19 protein-coding genes and 1 tRNA gene are annotated in these 17,589 nt (G+C 61.6%); 11 read left to right on the top strand and 9 right to left on the bottom strand.

All coding sequences use genetic code 11. From position 1 onward, the window contains the following. Window positions 1-7 precede the first annotated feature (7 nt). Both NEI07_RS02905 and nadA read right to left on the bottom strand, forming a co-directional pair. Window positions 8-628 carry a DUF4202 domain-containing protein gene (locus tag NEI07_RS02905; protein ID WP_256032564.1) on the bottom strand — a complete coding sequence of 207 codons (621 nt, stop codon included), beginning with the start codon at window positions 626-628 and terminating at the stop codon, window positions 8-10. Between the two features lie 38 nt (window positions 629-666). Continuing rightward, window positions 667-1,767, bottom strand: coding sequence for a quinolinate synthase NadA (nadA, locus tag NEI07_RS02900; protein WP_256032562.1), 1,101 nt, complete (start codon window positions 1,765-1,767; stop codon window positions 667-669). 241 nt (window positions 1,768-2,008) lie between these two features. Here nadA and NEI07_RS02895 point away from each other — a divergent pair, with 241 nt between their 5' ends. Further along, window positions 2,009-2,959: an aspartate carbamoyltransferase catalytic subunit gene (locus NEI07_RS02895; protein WP_256032561.1), complete on the top strand. Its 951-nt coding sequence runs from the start codon at window positions 2,009-2,011 to the stop codon at window positions 2,957-2,959. 35 nt (window positions 2,960-2,994) lie between these two features. Next, complete coding sequence (locus NEI07_RS02890) at window positions 2,995-3,405, top strand: hypothetical protein (protein WP_256032560.1); 411 nt, start codon at window positions 2,995-2,997, stop codon at window positions 3,403-3,405. A 46-nt stretch (window positions 3,406-3,451) separates the two neighbouring features. Here NEI07_RS02890 and cysK read toward each other — a convergent pair whose 3' ends face one another. Further along, window positions 3,452-4,435: a cysteine synthase A gene (gene cysK / locus NEI07_RS02885; protein ID WP_256032559.1), complete on the bottom strand. Its 984-nt coding sequence runs from the start codon at window positions 4,433-4,435 to the stop codon at window positions 3,452-3,454. Window positions 4,436-4,464: 29 nt separating this feature from the next. After that, the gene (locus tag NEI07_RS02880) at window positions 4,465-5,268 is read right to left on the bottom strand and encodes a sulfite exporter TauE/SafE family protein (RefSeq protein WP_256032557.1); all 804 of its coding nucleotides are present in this window, start codon (window positions 5,266-5,268) and stop codon (window positions 4,465-4,467) included. 169 nt (window positions 5,269-5,437) lie between these two features. On the opposite strand from NEI07_RS02880, the gene NEI07_RS02875 reads away from it, so the two are divergent. From NEI07_RS02875 to NEI07_RS02855, 5 genes are all read left to right on the top strand, one after another. Continuing rightward, window positions 5,438-5,920, top strand: a complete 483-nt coding sequence (locus NEI07_RS02875) for an RrF2 family transcriptional regulator (protein WP_256032556.1) — start codon at window positions 5,438-5,440, stop codon at window positions 5,918-5,920. 77 nt (window positions 5,921-5,997) lie between these two features. After that, the gene (locus NEI07_RS02870; protein ID WP_256032554.1) at window positions 5,998-6,702 is read left to right on the top strand and encodes a protein-L-isoaspartate O-methyltransferase family protein; all 705 of its coding nucleotides are present in this window, start codon (window positions 5,998-6,000) and stop codon (window positions 6,700-6,702) included. Between the two features lie 117 nt (window positions 6,703-6,819). Beyond that, window positions 6,820-8,289, top strand: a complete 1,470-nt coding sequence (locus NEI07_RS02865) for a TolC family outer membrane protein (protein WP_256032553.1) — start codon at window positions 6,820-6,822, stop codon at window positions 8,287-8,289. Window positions 8,290-8,496: 207 nt separating this feature from the next. Then, window positions 8,497-9,087, top strand: coding sequence for a PopZ family protein (locus tag NEI07_RS02860; RefSeq protein WP_256032552.1), 591 nt, complete (start codon window positions 8,497-8,499; stop codon window positions 9,085-9,087). A 105-nt stretch (window positions 9,088-9,192) separates the two neighbouring features. After that, a complete protein-coding gene (locus NEI07_RS02855) occupies window positions 9,193-9,453 on the top strand; it encodes an FtsB family cell division protein (RefSeq protein WP_256032551.1) in 261 nt (86 codons plus the stop codon). Here NEI07_RS02855 and NEI07_RS02850 read toward each other — a convergent pair. The 5 genes from NEI07_RS02850 to NEI07_RS02830 form a co-directional block, all read right to left on the bottom strand. Beyond that, window positions 9,450-10,283, bottom strand: coding sequence for an MBL fold metallo-hydrolase (locus NEI07_RS02850; RefSeq protein ID WP_256032550.1), 834 nt, complete (start codon window positions 10,281-10,283; stop codon window positions 9,450-9,452). The genes NEI07_RS02855 and NEI07_RS02850 overlap by 4 nt on opposite strands. 165 nt (window positions 10,284-10,448) lie before the next feature. Further along, window positions 10,449-10,931, bottom strand: a complete 483-nt coding sequence (locus NEI07_RS02845; RefSeq protein ID WP_256032549.1) for an SH3 domain-containing protein — start codon at window positions 10,929-10,931, stop codon at window positions 10,449-10,451. A gap of 338 nt (window positions 10,932-11,269) precedes the next feature. Further along, window positions 11,270-11,488 (bottom strand): hypothetical protein, encoded by a 219-nt coding sequence (locus NEI07_RS02840; RefSeq protein WP_256032548.1) that lies wholly within the window; start codon window positions 11,486-11,488, stop codon window positions 11,270-11,272. A gap of 166 nt (window positions 11,489-11,654) precedes the next feature. Further along, entirely contained in the window at window positions 11,655-12,089 is a 435-nt protein-coding gene (locus NEI07_RS02835) for a universal stress protein (protein WP_256032547.1), read from the bottom strand. A 139-nt stretch (window positions 12,090-12,228) separates the two neighbouring features. Next, a tRNA-Ala gene (locus NEI07_RS02830) sits at window positions 12,229-12,304 on the bottom strand. Window positions 12,305-13,005: 701 nt separating this feature from the next. On the opposite strand from NEI07_RS02830, the gene NEI07_RS02825 reads away from it, so the two are divergent. The 4 genes from NEI07_RS02825 (at window position 13,006) to NEI07_RS02810 (ending at window position 17,566) form a co-directional block, all read left to right on the top strand. Further along, on the top strand, window positions 13,006-15,780 hold the full coding sequence (locus tag NEI07_RS02825; RefSeq protein ID WP_256032545.1) for a hypothetical protein: 2,775 nt from the start codon (window positions 13,006-13,008) through the stop codon (window positions 15,778-15,780). Window positions 15,781-15,870: 90 nt separating this feature from the next. After that, a complete protein-coding gene (locus NEI07_RS02820) occupies window positions 15,871-16,167 on the top strand; it encodes a YggT family protein (RefSeq protein WP_026222972.1) in 297 nt (98 codons plus the stop codon). Beyond that, on the top strand, window positions 16,160-16,504 hold the full coding sequence (locus tag NEI07_RS02815; protein WP_256032541.1) for a DUF167 family protein: 345 nt from the start codon (window positions 16,160-16,162) through the stop codon (window positions 16,502-16,504). Before NEI07_RS02820 ends, NEI07_RS02815 begins: the two co-directional genes overlap by 8 nt. Before the next feature lie 3 nt (window positions 16,505-16,507). Next, window positions 16,508-17,566, top strand: coding sequence for a MaoC family dehydratase (locus tag NEI07_RS02810; protein ID WP_256032539.1), 1,059 nt, complete (start codon window positions 16,508-16,510; stop codon window positions 17,564-17,566). The last annotated feature ends 23 nt before the right edge of the window (window positions 17,567-17,589 follow it).

Raw genomic sequence — 17,589 nt, 5'->3', positions numbered from 1 at the left:
CGACCGCCTAGTCGACCGCGACTGCGGCGAGCCGCGCGAGCGCGGCGGCCTCACGGGCGATCGCGGCTTCGACCAGGCTGCGCGCGCGCGGCGGCAAGGGCAGGGCGAGGGCCGCCGCATGACCCTTGGGCGACATTTTGCACAATGTCTTGCCGAGAATGTCGACGAGCTTGTCGTCGGCATAATCCCGATGCTTTTCGAGAAATTCGTCGAAGTAATGCTCGAGAAAGACAATCGCGGCGATGTTTTCGAGCGCCTGCGACTCCCGGTCTTTCTTGAGCTGTTCCTTACGGATCAGCGCGCCGACATGCGCGACGGCCGCTTCGTCGTAGCCATGCGCCCGCATGATATCGGCAGCAAGATCGGCGTGGTGGATGCGGCAGGCGCGCCGCCAATCATTGTAGCCGCGACGGCCTTCCTCATAATCGCCGCGCGCGATCTCCCAGCGCCGCAGATGTTGCGCGCGCGTCGCGATCTTGAGGAGATCGGAGGCGTCGGGGTAGAGCGCGGCAAGCCGCGCGCTCATGCGCTCGGCGTAAACCAGCTCAAAGGCTCGGCCCTCGACGCGGCGCGGATCGTCGGCATTGGCGGCGTCGATGGCCGCAATCGTCGCATCGAGCGCCAGCATTGTCCGCCCTGTTCAAGTCAGGCCAAGCGGCCCACAGTCTAGCCTAGATCGATCATGCGTTGCACGCTGCGGCGCGCGCGCTCGGCCACTGCGGGATCAACGGTCACTTCTTCGCGGACGTAAAGCAGGCTGTCGAGGATTTTCGGCAGCGTGATGCGCTTCATATGCGGGCAGAAGTTGCACGGCCGCACGAATTCGACGTCCGGCGTTTCGGCGGCGACATTGTCGGCCATCGAGCATTCGGTGACGAGCAGCACCCGGGCCGGCTTCCTGTTGCGCACAAAATCGATCATCGCCGCCGTCGAGCCGGCGAAATCTGATACCTCGATCACCTCGCGCGGACATTCCGGATGCGCGAGCACCTGCACGCCGGGATGATCGGCGCGATAATTCTCGATCTCTTCGGCGGTGAAGCGCTCATGCACCTCGCAAGCGCCGCTCCAGGCGATGATTTCCACCTTCGTCTGCGCGGCGACGTTCTGCGCCAGATAGCGGTCGGGGACCATGATCACGCGCTCGGCGCCGAGGCTCTCGACGACCTTGACCGCGTTCGACGACGTGCAGCAGATGTCGACCTCGGCTTTCACGTCGGCTGAGGTATTCACATAGGCGACGATGGGAACGCCGGGATATTGTTTGCGCAGGGCGCGCACGTCGGCGCCGGTAATGGATTCGGCGAGCGAGCAGCCCGCCTTCAAGTCCGGGGTGAGCACCACCTTGTTCGGATTGAGCAGCTTCGAGGTTTCGGCCATGAAATGCACGCCGCCCTGAACGATGATGTCGGCGTCGGATTTCGCGGCAAGCTTGGCGAGCTGCAGGCTGTCGCCGATGTGATCGGCGACGCAGTGGTAGATCTCCGGGGTCATGTAGTTATGCGCAAGGATGGTGGCGTTGCGCACATGTTTAAGATCGTTGATCGCCTTTACGTAAGGGGCGTGGAATGGCCACTCGACGGGCGGAATGACTCTCGCCACGCGTTCGTAAAGATGCGCGGTAGCGGCCTGGACCTCCGGCGTCCAATCCAGAGCAGGGCGGGGAAGGGCCGGAAAGCGGCCGCGAGGGCCAACGCCAAGGGCGCTCGCCGGAGGCTCGCGCCTCGCGCTCGGCGCGCTTCGAACGTCGCTGGTCAGGAGTGTCATTGTTTGGCGTCTCTCGATTATACTCAAATTGAGTATAAGTAGCCCCCATAAAATCTCCGAGACGGAGACCGCTCGGAGCGCTCAAGCTTCCAAGACTAAGCCGCGGATGAGGATCTCGCAACCTCGTCACGCAAGACATGTGCTCGGCCCGAGTATATGTCAAGGCAAGATGAGCGAGGGGACCGTTCGGGCTTGCACGGATGGCGCTTTCGGTGCTGGTCAAAGCTGCTATAGACGGCGCATGCAATCAGGGGCGACGCCAGCTTATTTCCCGCACCGCCACCTTCTCGGCATTGAAGGTTTGAGCCGTCCTGACATCGTCACCCTCCTCGACATGGCCGAGGAGGCGATCGAAGTGTCGCGACGGGTCGACAAGAAGCGTTCGAGTTTGCGCGGGCGGACGCAAATCAATCTGTTTTACGAATCGTCAACGCGCACGCAGGCGTCCTTCGAGATCGCCGGCAAGCGTCTGGGCGCGGATGTGATGAACATGTCGGTCGCCCGCTCCTCGGAGTCGAAAGGCGAGACGCTGATCGACACGGCGGTGACGCTCAACGCAATGCGGCCGGATATCATCGTGGTTCGCCACGCGCATGCAGGCGCGGCGCATCTTCTGGCGCGCAAGGTCGACTGTTCCGTCGTCAACGCCGGCGACGGCGCGCATGAACATCCGACCCAGGCGCTGCTCGACGCGCTGACGATCAGGCGGAACAAGGGCCGCATCGAAGGGCTGACGATCGCGATTTGCGGCGACATTCTCCATTCGCGCGTCGCGCGCTCAAACATCCTGCTGCTTGGCGCGCTTGGCGCCCGGGTGCGCGTCGTCGGGCCTTCGACGCTTGCGCCGGACAGCCTTTCGCGGCTGGGCGTCGAGGTGTTTCACGACATGAGGCGCGGCCTTGACGGCGCTGACATCGTCATGATGCTGCGCCTTCAGCGTGAGCGCATGACCGGCGCGATGACGCCGAGCGCCCGCGAATATTTCCACTTCTTCGGGCTCGACGAAGAGAAGCTGGCCTATGCGGCGCCCGATGCGCTCGTCATGCATCCCGGGCCGATGAATCGCGGCGTGGAAATCGACACCGCCGTCGCCGACAGCGCGCGCTCGCTTATTCGCGAACAGGTCGAGATGGGCGTCGCGGTGCGTATGGCGGTGCTCGAAGCGCTCGCGCAGCATCTGCCAAATGTGTAAGCTTCTCCAAAAGCAATGATCGTAGGGGAGTAGAAATGATCAAGCTCATCCGCTTTGTTGGGCTCATCATCCAGTCAATCTTGATCGAGTTTATACACGTCTTCGGTCTCGTGGCGTTTCTTCTCGCCGCGGCGCTCGGATATTTCCGGCTGCCGTCCTGGCTCGTGCCAATCGTCGGCATTATTTGCGGAATCATCGCCGACAAATTTATTGACCAGACTGAAGTTGTCAGCCTCTTGGAAAAGGCGGCGTCCGCCAATCAGCGTGGCGGCTTCCTGGTGATCGTCTACATCATCATTGTCGCGGTCGGCTATGTCACAGGCGCTTATGCGCGTCATGCGCTGCACCGCCGCAAGATCGCGCAGGCGACGCCTCGTCAGGCCGCTCAGCAGCCGCAAGCGGCGAACCCGGCGGCCAAGCAGCCGCAAAAGCGCAAGCGCAGCTGATCGCCCAAGGCTTAAGGAACGCGCGCCGATTTTCGGCGCGTTTCCGTTACAGCCCTTCGAACAGCGCCGTGGAAAGATAGCGTTCGGCGAAGGACGGGATGATCAGGACGATATTCTTGCCCTCGGCCTCGGGGCGGCCGGCGATCTCCAATGCGGCGGCGACGGCGGCGCCTGACGAGATGCCCACCGGAATCCCCTCTGTCCGAGCGAGCAGACGCGCCGTCTCGAACGCCGTCTGATTGCCGATGGTGATGATCTCGTCGATGACGCTGCGATCGAGAATGGGCGGCACGAAGCCTGCGCCGATGCCCTGAATCTTGTGCGGACCGGGCGGTCGTCCCGAAAGCACGGCTGAATCTTCGGGCTCCACGGCCACGACGCGCAAGCCGGGCCGGCGCGCCTTCAGCGCCTGGCCGACGCCGGTGATCGTGCCGCCAGTGCCCACGCCCGAAACGAAATAGTCGACCTCGCCGTTCGTGTCGTTCCAGATTTCCTCGGCCGTCGTTGCGCGGTGAATCTCGGGGTTGGCTGGATTTTCGAACTGCTGGGGAATGACGGCCCCGGGATTCTCGGCGGCAAGTTCCGTGGCCTTGGCGAGCGCGCCCTTCATGCCCTGCGACGCGGGGGTGAGCACCAACTCGGCGCCGAGCAGGGCCAGCATCTTGCGTCGCTCGATCGACATGGATTCCGGCATGACGAGAATAAGTCGATAGCCGCGCGCGGCGGCGACGAAGGCGAGAGCAATGCCGGTATTGCCGGAGGTCGGCTCGATCAGAACCGATTTCCCAGGCGTTATCGTGCCGCTCTTTTCGAGCGACTCGATCATGCTCACGCCGATGCGGTCTTTGACGCTCGCGATCGGGTTGAAGAATTCGAGTTTGGCGAGGAGATTCGCCTTTACGCCGCGCTCCCGCGCAAACCGATCGAGCCGGACGAGCGGCGTATCGCCGATCGTCTGTGTGATGGAATCATAGATTCGGCCTCGGCCAGGTTTGGCCGGCGGCGTGAAACTCGGTGCTGCCTGCGACATGTTTCGCCCCCAGGAAAAAAGGATGAGGTCTAGATTGAGAGTTTGATTCCGACCACAGCCATGACGCTCGCAAGAGCCGGCCGCAGGTAGCGGTCGGGAACCCGAGAAGCGAAATGGGCGCCAATGGCGATGCCTGGAAGAGACCCGATGAGGAGCGAAAGAAGCATCAACCAGTCGACTCCGCCCATCAACCAGTGCCCGAAGCCGGCAATCAGAGTCAGCGGCACGGCGTGGGCGATATCGGAGCCGACAAGACGCGCCGTCGGCGTATGCGAATACAGCGCCAGCAGCACGGTCATGCCGATCGCCCCGGCGCCGACCGAGGAGATTGAGACCAGCACGCCGAGAAGAACGCCGAGAATCGCCGTCAGCCACAGCAAGCGCCGATCGCTCATGTCGTTCGTGTGTTTCGCAATGTGATCGAGAATCCACCGCCGGAAAAGAATCGAGAAGGCGGTCAGCAGCAGCGCGAATCCAAGCGCCGAGGTGATGAGCCCATTGGCCGCATGGCTGCCGGACTTGCCGAGCCAGGAGAGGACGAGAAGACTCGCGACGCTCGCGGGCACGCTGCCGTAGGCCAGCCGGCGGGTGATGCGCCAGTCGACGGCGCCGTGCAGGGCGTGAACGAGCGTGCCATTCGTCTTGGTTATGGCGGCGTAAAGGAGGTCGGTGCCAACGGCGGTCGTCGGGGGCACGCCGAAAACCAGCATCAGGATCGGCGTCATCAGCGAGCCGCCGCCGACGCCCGTGAATCCGACAAGCGCGCCTACGAAGAAGCCGGAAGCGGAGTAGAGAAGATTGATCGCGCTGAGCGCGTCCAACAAGGCGGGCATTTCTTTCTTTCGTCAGCGGTGCTAATTTTACTCTATAAATCTAGTCAACTTTGTCAATTCCGCCCCGCGCCAGATTTTTGGGAAAAGATGAACATGCCGGTCGACTGCAGTAGTATGCCGGCGCAAAGGGCGTCCGGTTCGGACCTAGGCCCTAAAGGTCGTCACGGGAATGCTGACAAAAAAAGCTAAGTATGGCCTCAAGGCCATGGTTCATCTGGCGGGGGTGCGGCCGGGAGAAACCGCATTGGTCGCGGATATCGCCGCATCGAACCAAATTCCGAAGAAATTCCTCGACGCAATTTTGGGCGAACTGCGCAACGCTGGCTTTGTCCATTCGAAAAAAGGCAAGGGTGGCGGCTATATGTTGGCGCGGCCGCCTTCAGACATAGGCGTCGGCAATATTGTGCGCGCGCTCGACGGACCGCTGGCGCCGATCCAATGCGCAAGCAAAACGGTCTACCGTCGTTGCGACGACTGCACGGACGAGACGCGATGCGCGGTTCGCCTTGTCATGCTGCGCGCGAGAGAGGCGATCGCCGAAGTGCTCGACAAGACGTCGCTTGAGCAGATGCGCGAATTGGGCGAGAGCGGCGACGGCGTCCGTTCGCTCGTCGGTGGGAAAGCTGCGCGCCAAGCGATGGACATGGCGTGAGCCGGCGCCTATAAAACGCCGGCGCGGTTCCGCGCCGCAGCATGACCTCCAAGGGGCCGGCCAAGGCCGGAAAGCGAATGTTGGACAAGGTGGCGCAAGTGACGAAGACGGGCGAGGCGACAGCGACTTTGCGCCACACCATGGTCGAGCGCCAGCTTCGTCCGTTCGATGTGACCGATGTGCCGCTGCTTGAGCGCTTCCTCGAGACGCCGCGCGAGATTTTCCTGCCGGATTCGCTCGCCTCGCTCGCCTATTCGGATATGGCGATCTCCGTGAAGGGCGCCAGCGGACGCAAACGCACCCTGCTGCCGCCGCTCGTGCTGGCCCGGATGCTTCAAAGCGCCGACGTCAAAGCGAAGGATAGAGTGCTCGATATTGGCGGCGTGGGATACTCGTCCGCACTGCTCTCCGGCCTCGCCGACGAGGTTGTCGCGCTGGAATGCGATTCCGGTCTTGCCGCCTGCGCAAAGGCTGGCCTCGCAGCATTGGGCTGCGACAACGTGCGATTCGAGCTGGGGCCTTTGGAAAAGGGCTTTGCAGGCGGCGCCCCTTACGATGTCATCATCGTTCACGGCCGCGTTCAGGCAGGACTCGAGGCGTTGTTCGAACAGCTGACGCCCGATGGTCGGCTGCTGGCGATCGTCACGCCGGAGCCGCGCGCCGGCCAGCAAGTCGTGCGCTTCGAGCGCCAGGAAGGCCGTTCGGCGGGCGAACTGCCGTTGTTCTCGGCGACGGCGCCGGTGCTCGATGGCTTCGAGCACGCGCCCGCCTTCAGCCTCTAGCGCCGCCATTTCGCCTTAATCGCGTTCCTAGCGTTGCATTCGGCGTGTCACCGTTGAGACTCATCGCGGCCGGAGAGTGGCGCGCGCAAGTCGACGCGCGAGGATAGGTTGAGCACAATGAGAATTGACGGGTTTGGCCTCGGGTGGCGGCGGTCGGCCAACGTCCTGTCGTGCGCGTTTGCCGCACTGGCGCCCGCACTGGTCGCTCTTTCGCCGGGTCACGCCTCTGCGGAGAGCCTTCGGTCGGCTCTGGCGCGGGCCTATTACGGCAATCCGGATCTCAACCAGAGCCGCGCCAATGTGCGGGTGCGCGACGAGGAGGCGCCGAAAGCGAAGGCGGGACTCCGGCCGAAGGCCAGCATCACGGCTCAGTACGGCGCGCAATACGCCGCGATCAAGATTCCCTTTGGCGGCAGCAGCAGCCAACAGTCCGGCGCCGCGTCGGGCGCCAGCGGCGATTTTCAAGACACCTACGTGGGCTATCCACGCGGCGCGACTCTGAACATGTCGCAGACGCTGTTCGACGGTTTCCGCACGGAAAATTCCGTGCGCCAGGCCGAGTCGGGCGTCTTCGCGGCGCGCTCGACGATGCGCCTGACCGAACAGGCGATTCTTCAGAACGGCGCAACCGCCTACATGAACGTGCTGCGCGACACGGCGGTGGTGTCGCTGCGCAAAAACAACATTTCGGTGCTTGAGGAACAGCTCAAGCAGAGCCGCGACCGCTTCCAGGTCGGCGAAGTGACTCGAACCGACGTCGCCCAGGCCGAAGCCTCGGTCGCCCTGGCGCGTTCGGAATTCTACGCCGCGCAGGCGCAGCTTAAGAATAGCATGGCGAACTACCGCCAGATCATCGGCGCTGAGCCAAAACACCTCGAGCCGGGGCGCAGCCTTGAGCCGCTGCTGCCCAAGTCGCTGGAGCAGGCGATCGCCATCGCTTTGGTGGAGCATCCCGGCGTGACCGCGGCCTTTCACCAGGTGGATGCGGCGGCGCTCGCGGTCAAGGTCGCGGAAGGCGCGCTTGCGCCGAATCTCTCCGTCAACGGCCAGGTTTCGAATCAATATGACTCTTTTCTCGGATTGCCGGGATCGAAGCAGTTCACTGCATCAGCGATAGCGCAGTTGAATGTCCCGCTCTATCAGGGCGGCGCCGAATATGCCTCAATTCGTCAAGCCAAGGAGCAACTCGGACAGGCCCGACTCAACGCCGATCTACAGCGCGACAGCGTGCGAGCCAGCGTCGTCTCGAGCTACGGACTCCTGGACACCGCGAAGGCGTCAATCATCTCGGGACAGGCGGCGGTGAAGGCGGCGGAGACCGCGCTCGCCGGGGTGCGCGAAGAGGCCAAAGTCGGGCAACGCACGACTCTTGATGTGCTGAATGCGCAGCAGTCTCTGCTCAACGCCAGGGTCAACCTCGTGACGTCGCAGCGCGATCGCGTCGTGGCCTCCTATGCGGCGCTGGGGTCGATCGGACGCTTGTCGGCGCAAGAACTCAACCTCGCGGTCGCGCTCTACGATCCGAGCGTCCATCTCAATCAGGTGCACGACCTGTGGTTCGGTATCGACACGCCCGACGGCCAATAAGAATTTCACGAATGCGGGTGACATCATAGCGCGAAAAGTGTGGAATTCATTCGGACCGAGTTGATTCGCGGGCCTAGCGCGGTCAGAGATCCGGTCCACCCTCATGCGCGTCCTTTGCGCGCAAAGCGGCAGAACTCCATGAGCGCAGCGAACGCATCCGCCCCGTCGCACTCGTTGCAGGACGAAGCGCGCGCGAACGAGCCGTCTATGGAGGAAATTCTCGCTTCCATCCGACGTATCATCGCCGATGACGACAGCCTGCCGGGCGCGCGTCGCGATGATCGCCGGCGTGCGCGCGACGTCGATACGGCGCGCAGCGCCTATCCGGCGCCGGTGCTTGGGCGACGCGAGGACGAACCGCCGTTGTCGCTCATTGACGACCTGCACGACGCGGAATCAGGGGACGTTCGGCTGGTGTATGTCGCCGATGCTCCTCAGGAGACGGAACCCGAACTGACGGAAGCCGGAGAGTCATCGGAGATTGAACGCGTGGTTGAGCGCCAGGAGCCGGGCATAGAGATCCGCGATATCGCGCCGGTCAGGGATAGGGCGTTGCTTTCGGACGAGTCCGCTGCGACGGTCGCGTCGAAATTTCAAGCGCTCGCCGCTGGCGTAGCGTTCAGCGAGAGCGACATTCTCGACAGATGCGCAAAAGAGATGCTGCAGCCGATACTGCAGCAATGGCTCGAGGCGAATCTGCCTGCGCTCGTGGAGCAGCTGGTGCGCGCCGAAATCGAGCGGATCGCGCGGCCTGCAAACCGCCTGGCGGCCTCGGCGCCCAAATCGAGTCAGCCTTAACGACGCTTTAAACGGGTCGAAGCTATCCTCGCGGTCATGCATCGGCTCCGAGTCCTGATTCATACGCTCGTGTTCCCGCTTAGCCTCTACACAGTGGCTGGCGTCATGGCCGCCTATTTCATCTGGCACGGCGTTAACGGCCAGCGCGGGCTCAAGATCGGTGAAGAATACGAGCAGAAGCTCGAGCAATTGCGTCTGGAGCGCAATCTGCTCAAGCTTCAACGCATGCACTGGGAAGGCCGCCTGGCGCTCATCAAGGGTGAAACCGTGGACGCCGACATCCTCGAGGAGGAGGCGCGCAAGCGCCTGGGGCGGGCGCACAAGAACGACGTTGTGATCTTTCTGCAGGCGCCGGGCGCGCCCTAACCTCGGCGCAGCGAGAAACGCGCCTGCAAGACCGGCTGTCCGGCGCAGTCGACAAGGCCGCGCGAGATCAGATCTTCGAGATGGGCGAGGGCGGTCATCGCCGCCGCGAGATGGAGACGTTTGTCGACGCTCTCGTAAATATGCGCGACGATCTCAGCGATCGTTTCGTCCCCCAATTCGAGACGCTGAAGAATGGCGGCCTCGCGCGCGCGCCGGTGATGAAGCAAGGCGCGCAGAAATCGCTGGGGATCAGGCACCGGTTCGCCGTGCCCTGGCCAGTAGATGCGGTCGTCGCGCCCGCGCAGCTGTTCGACCGACGCCATATAGGCGCCCATGGAGCCGTCCGGCGGCGCGATCACAGTGGTCGACCAGGCCATCACATGGTCGCCGGTGAAGAGCGCCTGCTCCTTGCCGAGCCCGAAGCAGAGATGATTCGCCGTATGACCCGGCGTCGCCAGGGCCACAAGAGAAGCGTCGCCGATTTCGAGCGCGTCGCCGTGCCTCAGCACGATATCCGGCGCGTAGATCGGATCATGGGCTGCGTCGAGGTTGGGGGCGCCGATGGCTTGCGACTCGCTTGGCAGGTAGGGCGCGCAGCCGGCGATGATTGCGCCCGTCGCCTCCTTCAAGGCGCGCGCCGCCGGCGAGTGATCGCGATGCGTATGGGTCACCAGCACGTAGCGCAGTCTCTCGCCGCTAATGCTTGCAAGCAGCGCCTCGACATGGCGCGGGTCGTCAGGGCCGGGGTCGATGATCGCCACATCGCCATTTCCGACGACATAGCTGCATGTTCCCGTGTAGGTGAACGGACCCGGATTTGGCGCGACCATGCGTCGCGTCAGTGGTGAGACGCGCACCGAAACGGCTGGGTGTGCTTCGGCTTGAATTACGGCGCCCTCACAGCGACCGAGGGGCCGCGCGTCATCATAAGGCGTCGGAGGCGCGCTCGAAAGAGCGGCGCGGCGGCGGGACATTCCAGCGCCACGCCGCGCAGATTACATCGGGAAAAGGGAGTTCTGACGCTGCAGCTCGGATTGCAGCGCGTAGCCCTTTTTGCCGCCGAAATTGACCTTGCACCACGTCGTCTCGCCCCAGCCATAAACGCAGGAGCCGATGTTGACCGTGGTGTTCTCGGGGATGCTGCCGATGATCTTGTAGTTGACCCCCGGGCCTTTGTAGATGGCGACGTCGTTGTTGGTGGTCACCGGCGCGACGATGACATTGTTGCCTTGCGTGCCGAGCACGCCCGCGGCCACGAAACCTTTCACGTTGCCTGACTGAATCTGGCACCAGTCGCGTTTCCAGCCACCGCCACAATCGAGCACTGTGACGTCGACGCCGGCGGGCAGCTGGCCGATGACGGGCCACTTCGGGCTGGGGCCGGACCGGACGTTCGCGGCGCTGGTCAGCGGGCTGGCGAAAGCGGAAGCGCCGAACAGGACGGCAGCCGCTGCAGCGAATCCAATAATTTTCTTCATCTCTATCCTCCCCAGATAAAACTGGGCCGACAGCAAGGCCCGGTTCCCAGGACTAACTAAACCGGAGCGAAACGGTTCCGCCCAAGGCCGTAGTCCTCAAAACCACTCATATTCTTACGCCTGGCTTTAGCAAAGCGAAAGGCCGCGCCGCCGCCGATCAACTTCCATTAGAGTTATCAAGAACGCTCGTGGCGGAGGAAAAAGCCGGCGAGCGAAAAAGAAGCGGCTTCGCCTGCCGGTTAAGGAAGGCTCAGCCGCCAAGTTTCTCACGCGCGAACTCGAAACGCACGCTTCCGTGCCGGTCGCGCGAGAGCGCAACGCCCGGCACGAAATTCTGCTCAGTCGAACACCGCGCCCAGCGCGACGCCAAGCAGGCCGATGACGACCGCCGCCGGCAGGATGGCGTAACCGCCCATCAGCAGCGCGCCGATCGTGCCGCCTATTGCCGCGGCGATGGCGCCGCCGACGATCTTGCCGGTGTTGCTCTCAGGTTTTTCCGTCGCCGAACCGCCGGCGTTCTGCATCGCCTCTTTCGACATGGCATCCTCGCGAGACATCACTGATCGCCGCATCGATGCGTCGGTAGCAAAATCATGTGAGAGCGTGATGAGAGTTTCGTGAAGGCCGCGTCACCGAGACGCCATTTTAGGTTCACATCGCGCGAGGCGTCGCCGCGGTCGCCGATGGCGACTCCGAACCAGTGCTGCGGAAGCTATAGAGGAGTTACGGCGTCGTGCCGCGCACCACCAGCACCGAGCATGGCGCGTGATTGACGATGGTCGTTGCGTTGGAGCCGATGAGAAATCGGTCCATGCCTGGCCGATGCGAGCACAGCACGATCAGATCGGCGCCCCATTCCTCGGCCTCGGCCAAGACTTTCTGATAGACCGGACCAAACAGCAGCGTCGTGGACACGCGTTCCGGCGCGCGGTCGATCTTGGCGGCGACCGCCGCTATTTCCTTCTCCAAGCCGCAACGAACCTGAACAGTGAAATTTTCAGGCACGTAGTCGAGAAAAGAGATGGGCAGGAGCGATTGCACGTTGACGACGCGCATATCGCTATCGAAGGCCTTCGCCAATTCTTGTGCGACCGAGATCGCCCGCTGGGTCATCTCAGGTTCGGTGATATCGATCGGCAGGAGAATTTTGCGATACATCGGCGCGCTCCGGGAGATTTTCTCACCGGATATGGCGCGGGACCCGCTCGAAACAATGAGGCGGCCGAGCACCGCGCGTCTCGCGGATTACGGCGGCCTTGCGCGGCAAGAGCGAGCCCTTTGCAGGGCTTTGAGCGGCTGGTGGAGCTGCGGGGAATCGAACCCCGGACCTCTGCAGTGCGATTGCAGCGCTCTCCCATCTGAGCTACAGCCCCGCTCCGGCGCGTGGGGTACACGGGGGGCGATATCCTGTCAATTGGCTTGGCGCGCGGGCGCGCCGCCAAGCGCTTGCCATCGCGGTTTCTTGTTGCATAATGTTTACATTGACTACTGAAGCTGCGTGCTCGGCAAAGGCTAAGCCTGCCTGCATCGGCGAAGTAGAAGATCGACGTCGGCTCACGATTTTTTAGAGCGTTACAGATTGCCGTAGCGCTTTTTAGACGCTTGAAGGAATTTTTGCTTGCGGAAGATTCCCGGCCGATGCGCCGGGCCAAGCGAGACCTGTTTTTTATATTGGCGCCGCACGGCGCAAAAGTGATTTCGGAGTAAGCTTATGTCTGAAGACGAGAAAAAGAGCCCTGCGGGGTTAGGCTCGAATGGCGCTATTGTCGTCGCCCTTTTCGCTACTGGCGCTTACTTTTATGCGCAGCAAGCGCCCCTCACAGTGTTACGCCCGCCGCCGATGGAATCGCGCATCGAGGAAAAGTTTCATTCGGAGGACGTTGAGGCGCGGCTGTGGCAGGATCCGTTTGACGCCGTCGCCCGGCAAATCAAGAAGGTAGATCCCGATGAAAGGAGGGAATGCGAGGACGCGTGGACAAAGAAGGCGTCGATAATTCCGCTGCATTGCCGGTCGCCGCTCGCCGATGACAGCGGAAATTTTCGTTCCGAACTCGAGAGCGCGCGCATCATCGCAGTGACCGCGCCAGGCGCCTCCTATTTCGAGGACAGCGAAACGCGTCGCCGATTGCGATATGCCGTACTTAGCGGCTTTCATCTTGAAGGTTACGAACCCCGCAACGAGCAGCATATTGGATATTTTCGGCCTCGCGACCATGAGATGAAAGGATTTCCGGTCGCCGTTCCGTATGAATGGTTTGAGCAGGACAAACAAAAATCGAAGCGGATACTTCTGCTGTGGATCGATGAGGATGTCCTGTCCGACACTCACGATCCGCTGAAAAGAATCTCGGCATTTAAGACAATGCTGTGCGCTTCAGCGTCCGCCGCCCAATGCGCTGCAATAAGCTATCAAGTGTTAGACCCATACTCTTCCGATATTCTTCGGCAGCTCGCCTTAGCAAAGGCTCGTAAGCCCGAAGTGGTGAGAGCGCCGCCGCCGAGCCGAAGCAGAACGAGAACCGCATCTCTGTCGCCAGTACCCAACCTGTCGGAAAGCGGTGGAATGCCCGAGGACGCTCAGTTCTACGTGTTCGGGGCGACAGTGAGCGACGAGCAGCTAGGAATCAGGAGCTATTATGAGCGGCTCTTCCGCGTGAACGGCCAGGACGATGCATTGGCGCGGGCTATTACAGCTGAATTGAACCAAAGAGGCGTAAATCCCGGTTCCGCCGGCGTTCAAAATGGTCGCAAAGAACAGCAGGTCGTCTTGATCTCAGACCGTGACAGTCTCTACGGACGCTCCATGATACACGCGCTCGCTCGAGAGCTGCAGTGTCCGGGGATTTTCGGGAGAGATACTCGAAAGTGCTTAGAAGATATTGCAAGAAACGGGGCGCCAGATTGGATTTACACCAAGACTTATCATCGGGGCCTCGATGGGATGCTGCCGACGACGAGCGCCGGCGGCAATTCGAAAGGCGAGGACGCGGAAAAGAGGAGCGGAAGCGAGAGTTCAAAGGCGAAAGAGGACACCAAGGCGCTTGAGCGTCCTTTCGGGCAAGACCAATTCGATTATCTGCGCAGGCTGGCGGCGAGCCTCAAAGAGAAGGACGATGACGTCCGAGCCCAGGAAAAGGAAGGAATCGTGGCGATCGGGGTGCTCGGCAACGACGTGTTCGACAAGCTCCTCGTTCTACGCGCGCTTAGACCACTTTTCCCCGAGGCGGTGTTTTTCACGACCGACTACGATGCTGCGCTCGCCGGGCAGGAAGAGCTGCAGTGGACTCGCAATCTCATTATCGCCTCGAGCTATGGACCCACCCTGTCCGAAGAACTCCAGCAGGATATCCCGCCATTCCGATCGACTTATCAGACGGCCGCTTTTCTTGCAGCCCGTGTGGCCGCGCAAGAAAAGGACGCCAAAGAGAATAGCGAACTGCGCAAGAAAATACGCGACGGCATTTCCCACCCACGAATGTTCGAAATTGACAGGCGTGGGGGAGTTGTCGCGTTGCCTACAAAAGTCGAGGTGAGCGGCGAGGCGCAGCGGGCAAGCGATGCAATCCATCCGACGATACCATCTTTGTACACTAAACTTTCGGCCAAAAGCACTGTTGGGATCGTCGGGATACTGGCGCTCCTTACAGTGGTAATATCGGCATTCTATTGGAACAAGATGGTCTTTCCATTTCTTCGTGCGACCTGCGTCGGCCTCGCAGCGATACTGGTGCTCGGAGCCGGGGTGATCGCGAGATGGGATTACTTCGCGGAGGCGGCCACAGAGCATGGCTTGGGGGAGCCGCTAGCCTGGACTCAGGGGATCAGCGTTTGGCCTTCGATCGCGTTACGGGTTATGGCCGCAATACTCGCATTTTGTTTGATCTTCGATGCTTGGCGGGAGCTTCAGGCCAATCTTACGCAGGTCAACGCGAGATTCTTCGGAGAAAGGGCCGCAGATGAAGCACACAAAAAGTCCGCTTCTAGCCGGCGGGGGCCGTTCTCGGTCACCTGGGATATGCTCTCCTATCATCTGCCAGAAATCGAGGATGGGAATGGGAGAGTTCACATCAGCCAAATCTGGAACGCCTACCTGGCGAAAAGCGGCCTCTGGCCAAGCGTTTATCGCATAGCCGTGTATGTAATTTTGATGCTGATGCTGTTCACGTTTCTGTCGTTCATCTTCGGCACGCCAAACGTGCCATGGCGCGGCGAACTGCGGAAAGTATATTACGACGTCACGACGCCTGTCGTGTTTCTCATGTTGATCCTGATTTTCTTGGTTGTCGATTCCACGCTGCTTTGCCTGCATTTCGTGAACGCTCTACGAAAACATAAGACTCTTTGGCCTCCGGAGACGCATCAGACTTTCGAGAGGAAGCTCGAACTCAAAGATCCCTTGCTCGACGAATGGATCGACCTTAATTTCATTGCGAGTCGCACGAATTGCATTAGCAAGCTGATCTATTTCCCCTTCGCGATTTTTGCGTTGATGATCATGTCCCGGAGCACCGCTTTCGCCGAATTCGCATTGAGCGTGCCAATTCTTGCAACGCAAATCGTCGGGTTCATCATCATTTTTGGGTGCGCCATGGCGCTTTGCTTCAGCGCCGAAAAGGCGCGAGAGACGGCAAAGTCGCGGCTGACAAAGCGGCTTGTCGCGATTAAGGCCGCGGACGATTCCGAAAAGAAGGTCTCCCAGCTCGAAACTCTCCTCAAACTCGTCGATGGATTACGCCAAGGCTCATTCGTGCCGCTTTCGCAGCAGCCGCCCATTCGCGCGCTGCTTCTGCCGATCGGCGGACTCGGCTGGACGGCGCTGCTCGATTACCGGCTGCTGCCGGGCCTGTAGCGGGGCCGGCGGAGGAAGGGCCGGCTAAGGATTGCCGCGACGGGGCAGGGAGGCTAGACAGGGCGGAACCTCATCCGCTGGAAGCCGGTCATGTCCTACGCTATGGTCAAACTTCTTCTCACGATCATCGATATTTACTGGTGGATTCTGCTTGCCACGGTGGTCGTGTCCTGGCTCACGGCCTTCGACGTCATCAATATGCGCTCGAATGTCGCCTATTCGATCTGGAAATGGCTGAACGCGATGACCGAGCCGCTGCTTGGTCCGATCCGCTCGGTGCTGCCCAGCGTCGGCGGCCTCGACATCTCTCCCCTCATTCTGCTGCTGCTCATGCAGTTCCTGCGCGATCTCATCGCCAACAGCGCCGGCGCGTACGCGCTTGGGTGAAGGAGGCGCGGAGAAAGCATCCTCCGCCTGGGCGATCGAATCGGGGGGCGTCGCGCTTTACGTGCGGCTGACGCCGAAGGGCGGACGCGACGCCGTCGAAGGCGTGGAGACTCTCGCCGACGGCCGCAGCGTCCTGAAGGCGCGGGTGCGCGCCGCGCCGGAGAACGGCCGGGCGAATGCGGCGCTGATCGCGCTGATCGCCGCGACGCTAAGAACTCCTAAAAGCGCGGTTTCGATCCGCGCCGGCGCGACAAGCCGCGTCAAGACAGTTTTCGTTGCGGGCGCGCCCGCGCTTTATCTCGACGCGCTGGGCAAGCTGGCGCCAACAAACGGTTAGGACATGAGCAAGTCGAAGATCAACGTCGGCAATTTCTTCGAGGACTTCAAAATCGGCCAGGTCATTCGCCACGCGGCGCCGCGGACGGTCACGGTCGGCGAGGTCGCACTTTATACGGCGCTGTATTTGCCGCGCTTCGCCGTGCAGTCCTCGACCGCCTTCGCGCAGGCGATCGGCTATGAGCGCGCGCCGATCGACGATCTGCTCGTATTTCATCTCGTGCTCGGCAAGACCGTGCCCGACGTCTCGCTCAACGCCATCGCCAATCTCGGCTACGCCGATTTCAAATTTCTGATCCCCGTCTATCCGGGCGACACGCTGTCGGCGACCTCAGAGGTGATCGGCCTTAAGGAGAATTCCAACAAGGAAACCGGCGTCGTCTATGTGCGCACGACAGGGGCCAATCAGCGCGGCGAGACCGTGCTGAGCTATGCGCGCTGGGTGATGGTGAAAAAGCGCGACAAGGACGCCCCTGTGGGACCCGAGGTCGTGCCCGATCTGCCGAAGTCCGTCGCCCCTTCCGAACTTGGCAAGGCGGCGCCGGCGATCAATGTCGGGGCCTATGACAAGGCGCTCGCCGGCTCCCGCTATTTTTGGGGGGATTACGAACAGGGCGAGAAAATCGACCATATCGACGGCATGACGGTCGAGGAGGCGGAGCACCAGCTCGCGACCCGGCTCTACCAGAACAACTCGAAAGTCCATTTTAATCAATATTATGAGGCGCAGGGCCGTTTCGGCAAGCGCATCATCTACGGCGGCCATGTGATTTCCCTCGCTAGGGCGCTGTCCTTCAACGGCCTGGAGAACGTCTTCCATATCTCGGCGGTGAACGGCGGACGCCACGTCAACCCGCTGTTCGCCGGGGGCACGGTCTTCGCCTGGTCGGAGGTTCTGGAGAAGGCGGAGATTCCGGGGCGCCAGGATATCGGCGCTTTGCGCCTGCGGCTCGTCGCGACCAAGGACAAGCCCTGCGCCGATTTTCCGCTCCACGGCGCCGACGGCAAGCCGGACCCGGCGGTGCTGCTTGATCTTGATTATTGGGGCGTGCTGCCGCGATGAATCAGCTATGATCGCAGTCGTAT

The sequence above is a fragment of the Methylocystis suflitae genome (assembly GCF_024448135.1).
In the GTDB taxonomy this organism is placed as follows: domain Bacteria; phylum Pseudomonadota; class Alphaproteobacteria; order Rhizobiales; family Beijerinckiaceae; genus Methylocystis; species Methylocystis suflitae.
This window is presented reverse-complemented; position numbering and strand designations above follow the sequence as displayed.

Bases quoted from the DNA above. Each gene is read 5' to 3' on its own strand.
- nadA (WP_256032562.1), bottom strand. From the start codon at position 1,767: ATGACACTCCTGACCAGCGACGTTCGAAGCGCGCCGAGCGCGAGGCGC.
- NEI07_RS02860 (WP_256032552.1), top strand. From the start codon at position 8,497: ATGGAGGAAATTCTCGCTTCCATCCGACGTATCATCGCCGATGACGAC.
- NEI07_RS02870 (WP_256032554.1), top strand. From the start codon at position 5,998: ATGTTGGACAAGGTGGCGCAAGTGACGAAGACGGGCGAGGCGACAGCG.
- NEI07_RS02895 (WP_256032561.1), top strand. From the start codon at position 2,009: ATGCAATCAGGGGCGACGCCAGCTTATTTCCCGCACCGCCACCTTCTC.
- NEI07_RS02820 (WP_026222972.1), top strand. From the start codon at position 15,871: ATGTCCTACGCTATGGTCAAACTTCTTCTCACGATCATCGATATTTAC.
- NEI07_RS02880 (WP_256032557.1), bottom strand. From the start codon at position 5,268: ATGCCCGCCTTGTTGGACGCGCTCAGCGCGATCAATCTTCTCTACTCC.
- NEI07_RS02905 (WP_256032564.1), bottom strand. From the start codon at position 628: ATGCTGGCGCTCGATGCGACGATTGCGGCCATCGACGCCGCCAATGCC.
- NEI07_RS02810 (WP_256032539.1), top strand. From the start codon at position 16,508: ATGAGCAAGTCGAAGATCAACGTCGGCAATTTCTTCGAGGACTTCAAA.
- NEI07_RS02850 (WP_256032550.1), bottom strand. From the start codon at position 10,283: ATGGTCGCGCCAAATCCGGGTCCGTTCACCTACACGGGAACATGCAGC.
- cysK (WP_256032559.1), bottom strand. From the start codon at position 4,435: ATGTCGCAGGCAGCACCGAGTTTCACGCCGCCGGCCAAACCTGGCCGA.
- NEI07_RS02890 (WP_256032560.1), top strand. From the start codon at position 2,995: ATGATCAAGCTCATCCGCTTTGTTGGGCTCATCATCCAGTCAATCTTG.
- NEI07_RS02835 (WP_256032547.1), bottom strand. From the start codon at position 12,089: ATGTATCGCAAAATTCTCCTGCCGATCGATATCACCGAACCTGAGATG.
- NEI07_RS02840 (WP_256032548.1), bottom strand. From the start codon at position 11,488: ATGTCTCGCGAGGATGCCATGTCGAAAGAGGCGATGCAGAACGCCGGC.
- NEI07_RS02845 (WP_256032549.1), bottom strand. From the start codon at position 10,931: ATGAAGAAAATTATTGGATTCGCTGCAGCGGCTGCCGTCCTGTTCGGC.
- NEI07_RS02855 (WP_256032551.1), top strand. From the start codon at position 9,193: ATGGCCGCCTATTTCATCTGGCACGGCGTTAACGGCCAGCGCGGGCTC.
- NEI07_RS02875 (WP_256032556.1), top strand. From the start codon at position 5,438: ATGCTGACAAAAAAAGCTAAGTATGGCCTCAAGGCCATGGTTCATCTG.
- NEI07_RS02865 (WP_256032553.1), top strand. From the start codon at position 6,820: ATGAGAATTGACGGGTTTGGCCTCGGGTGGCGGCGGTCGGCCAACGTC.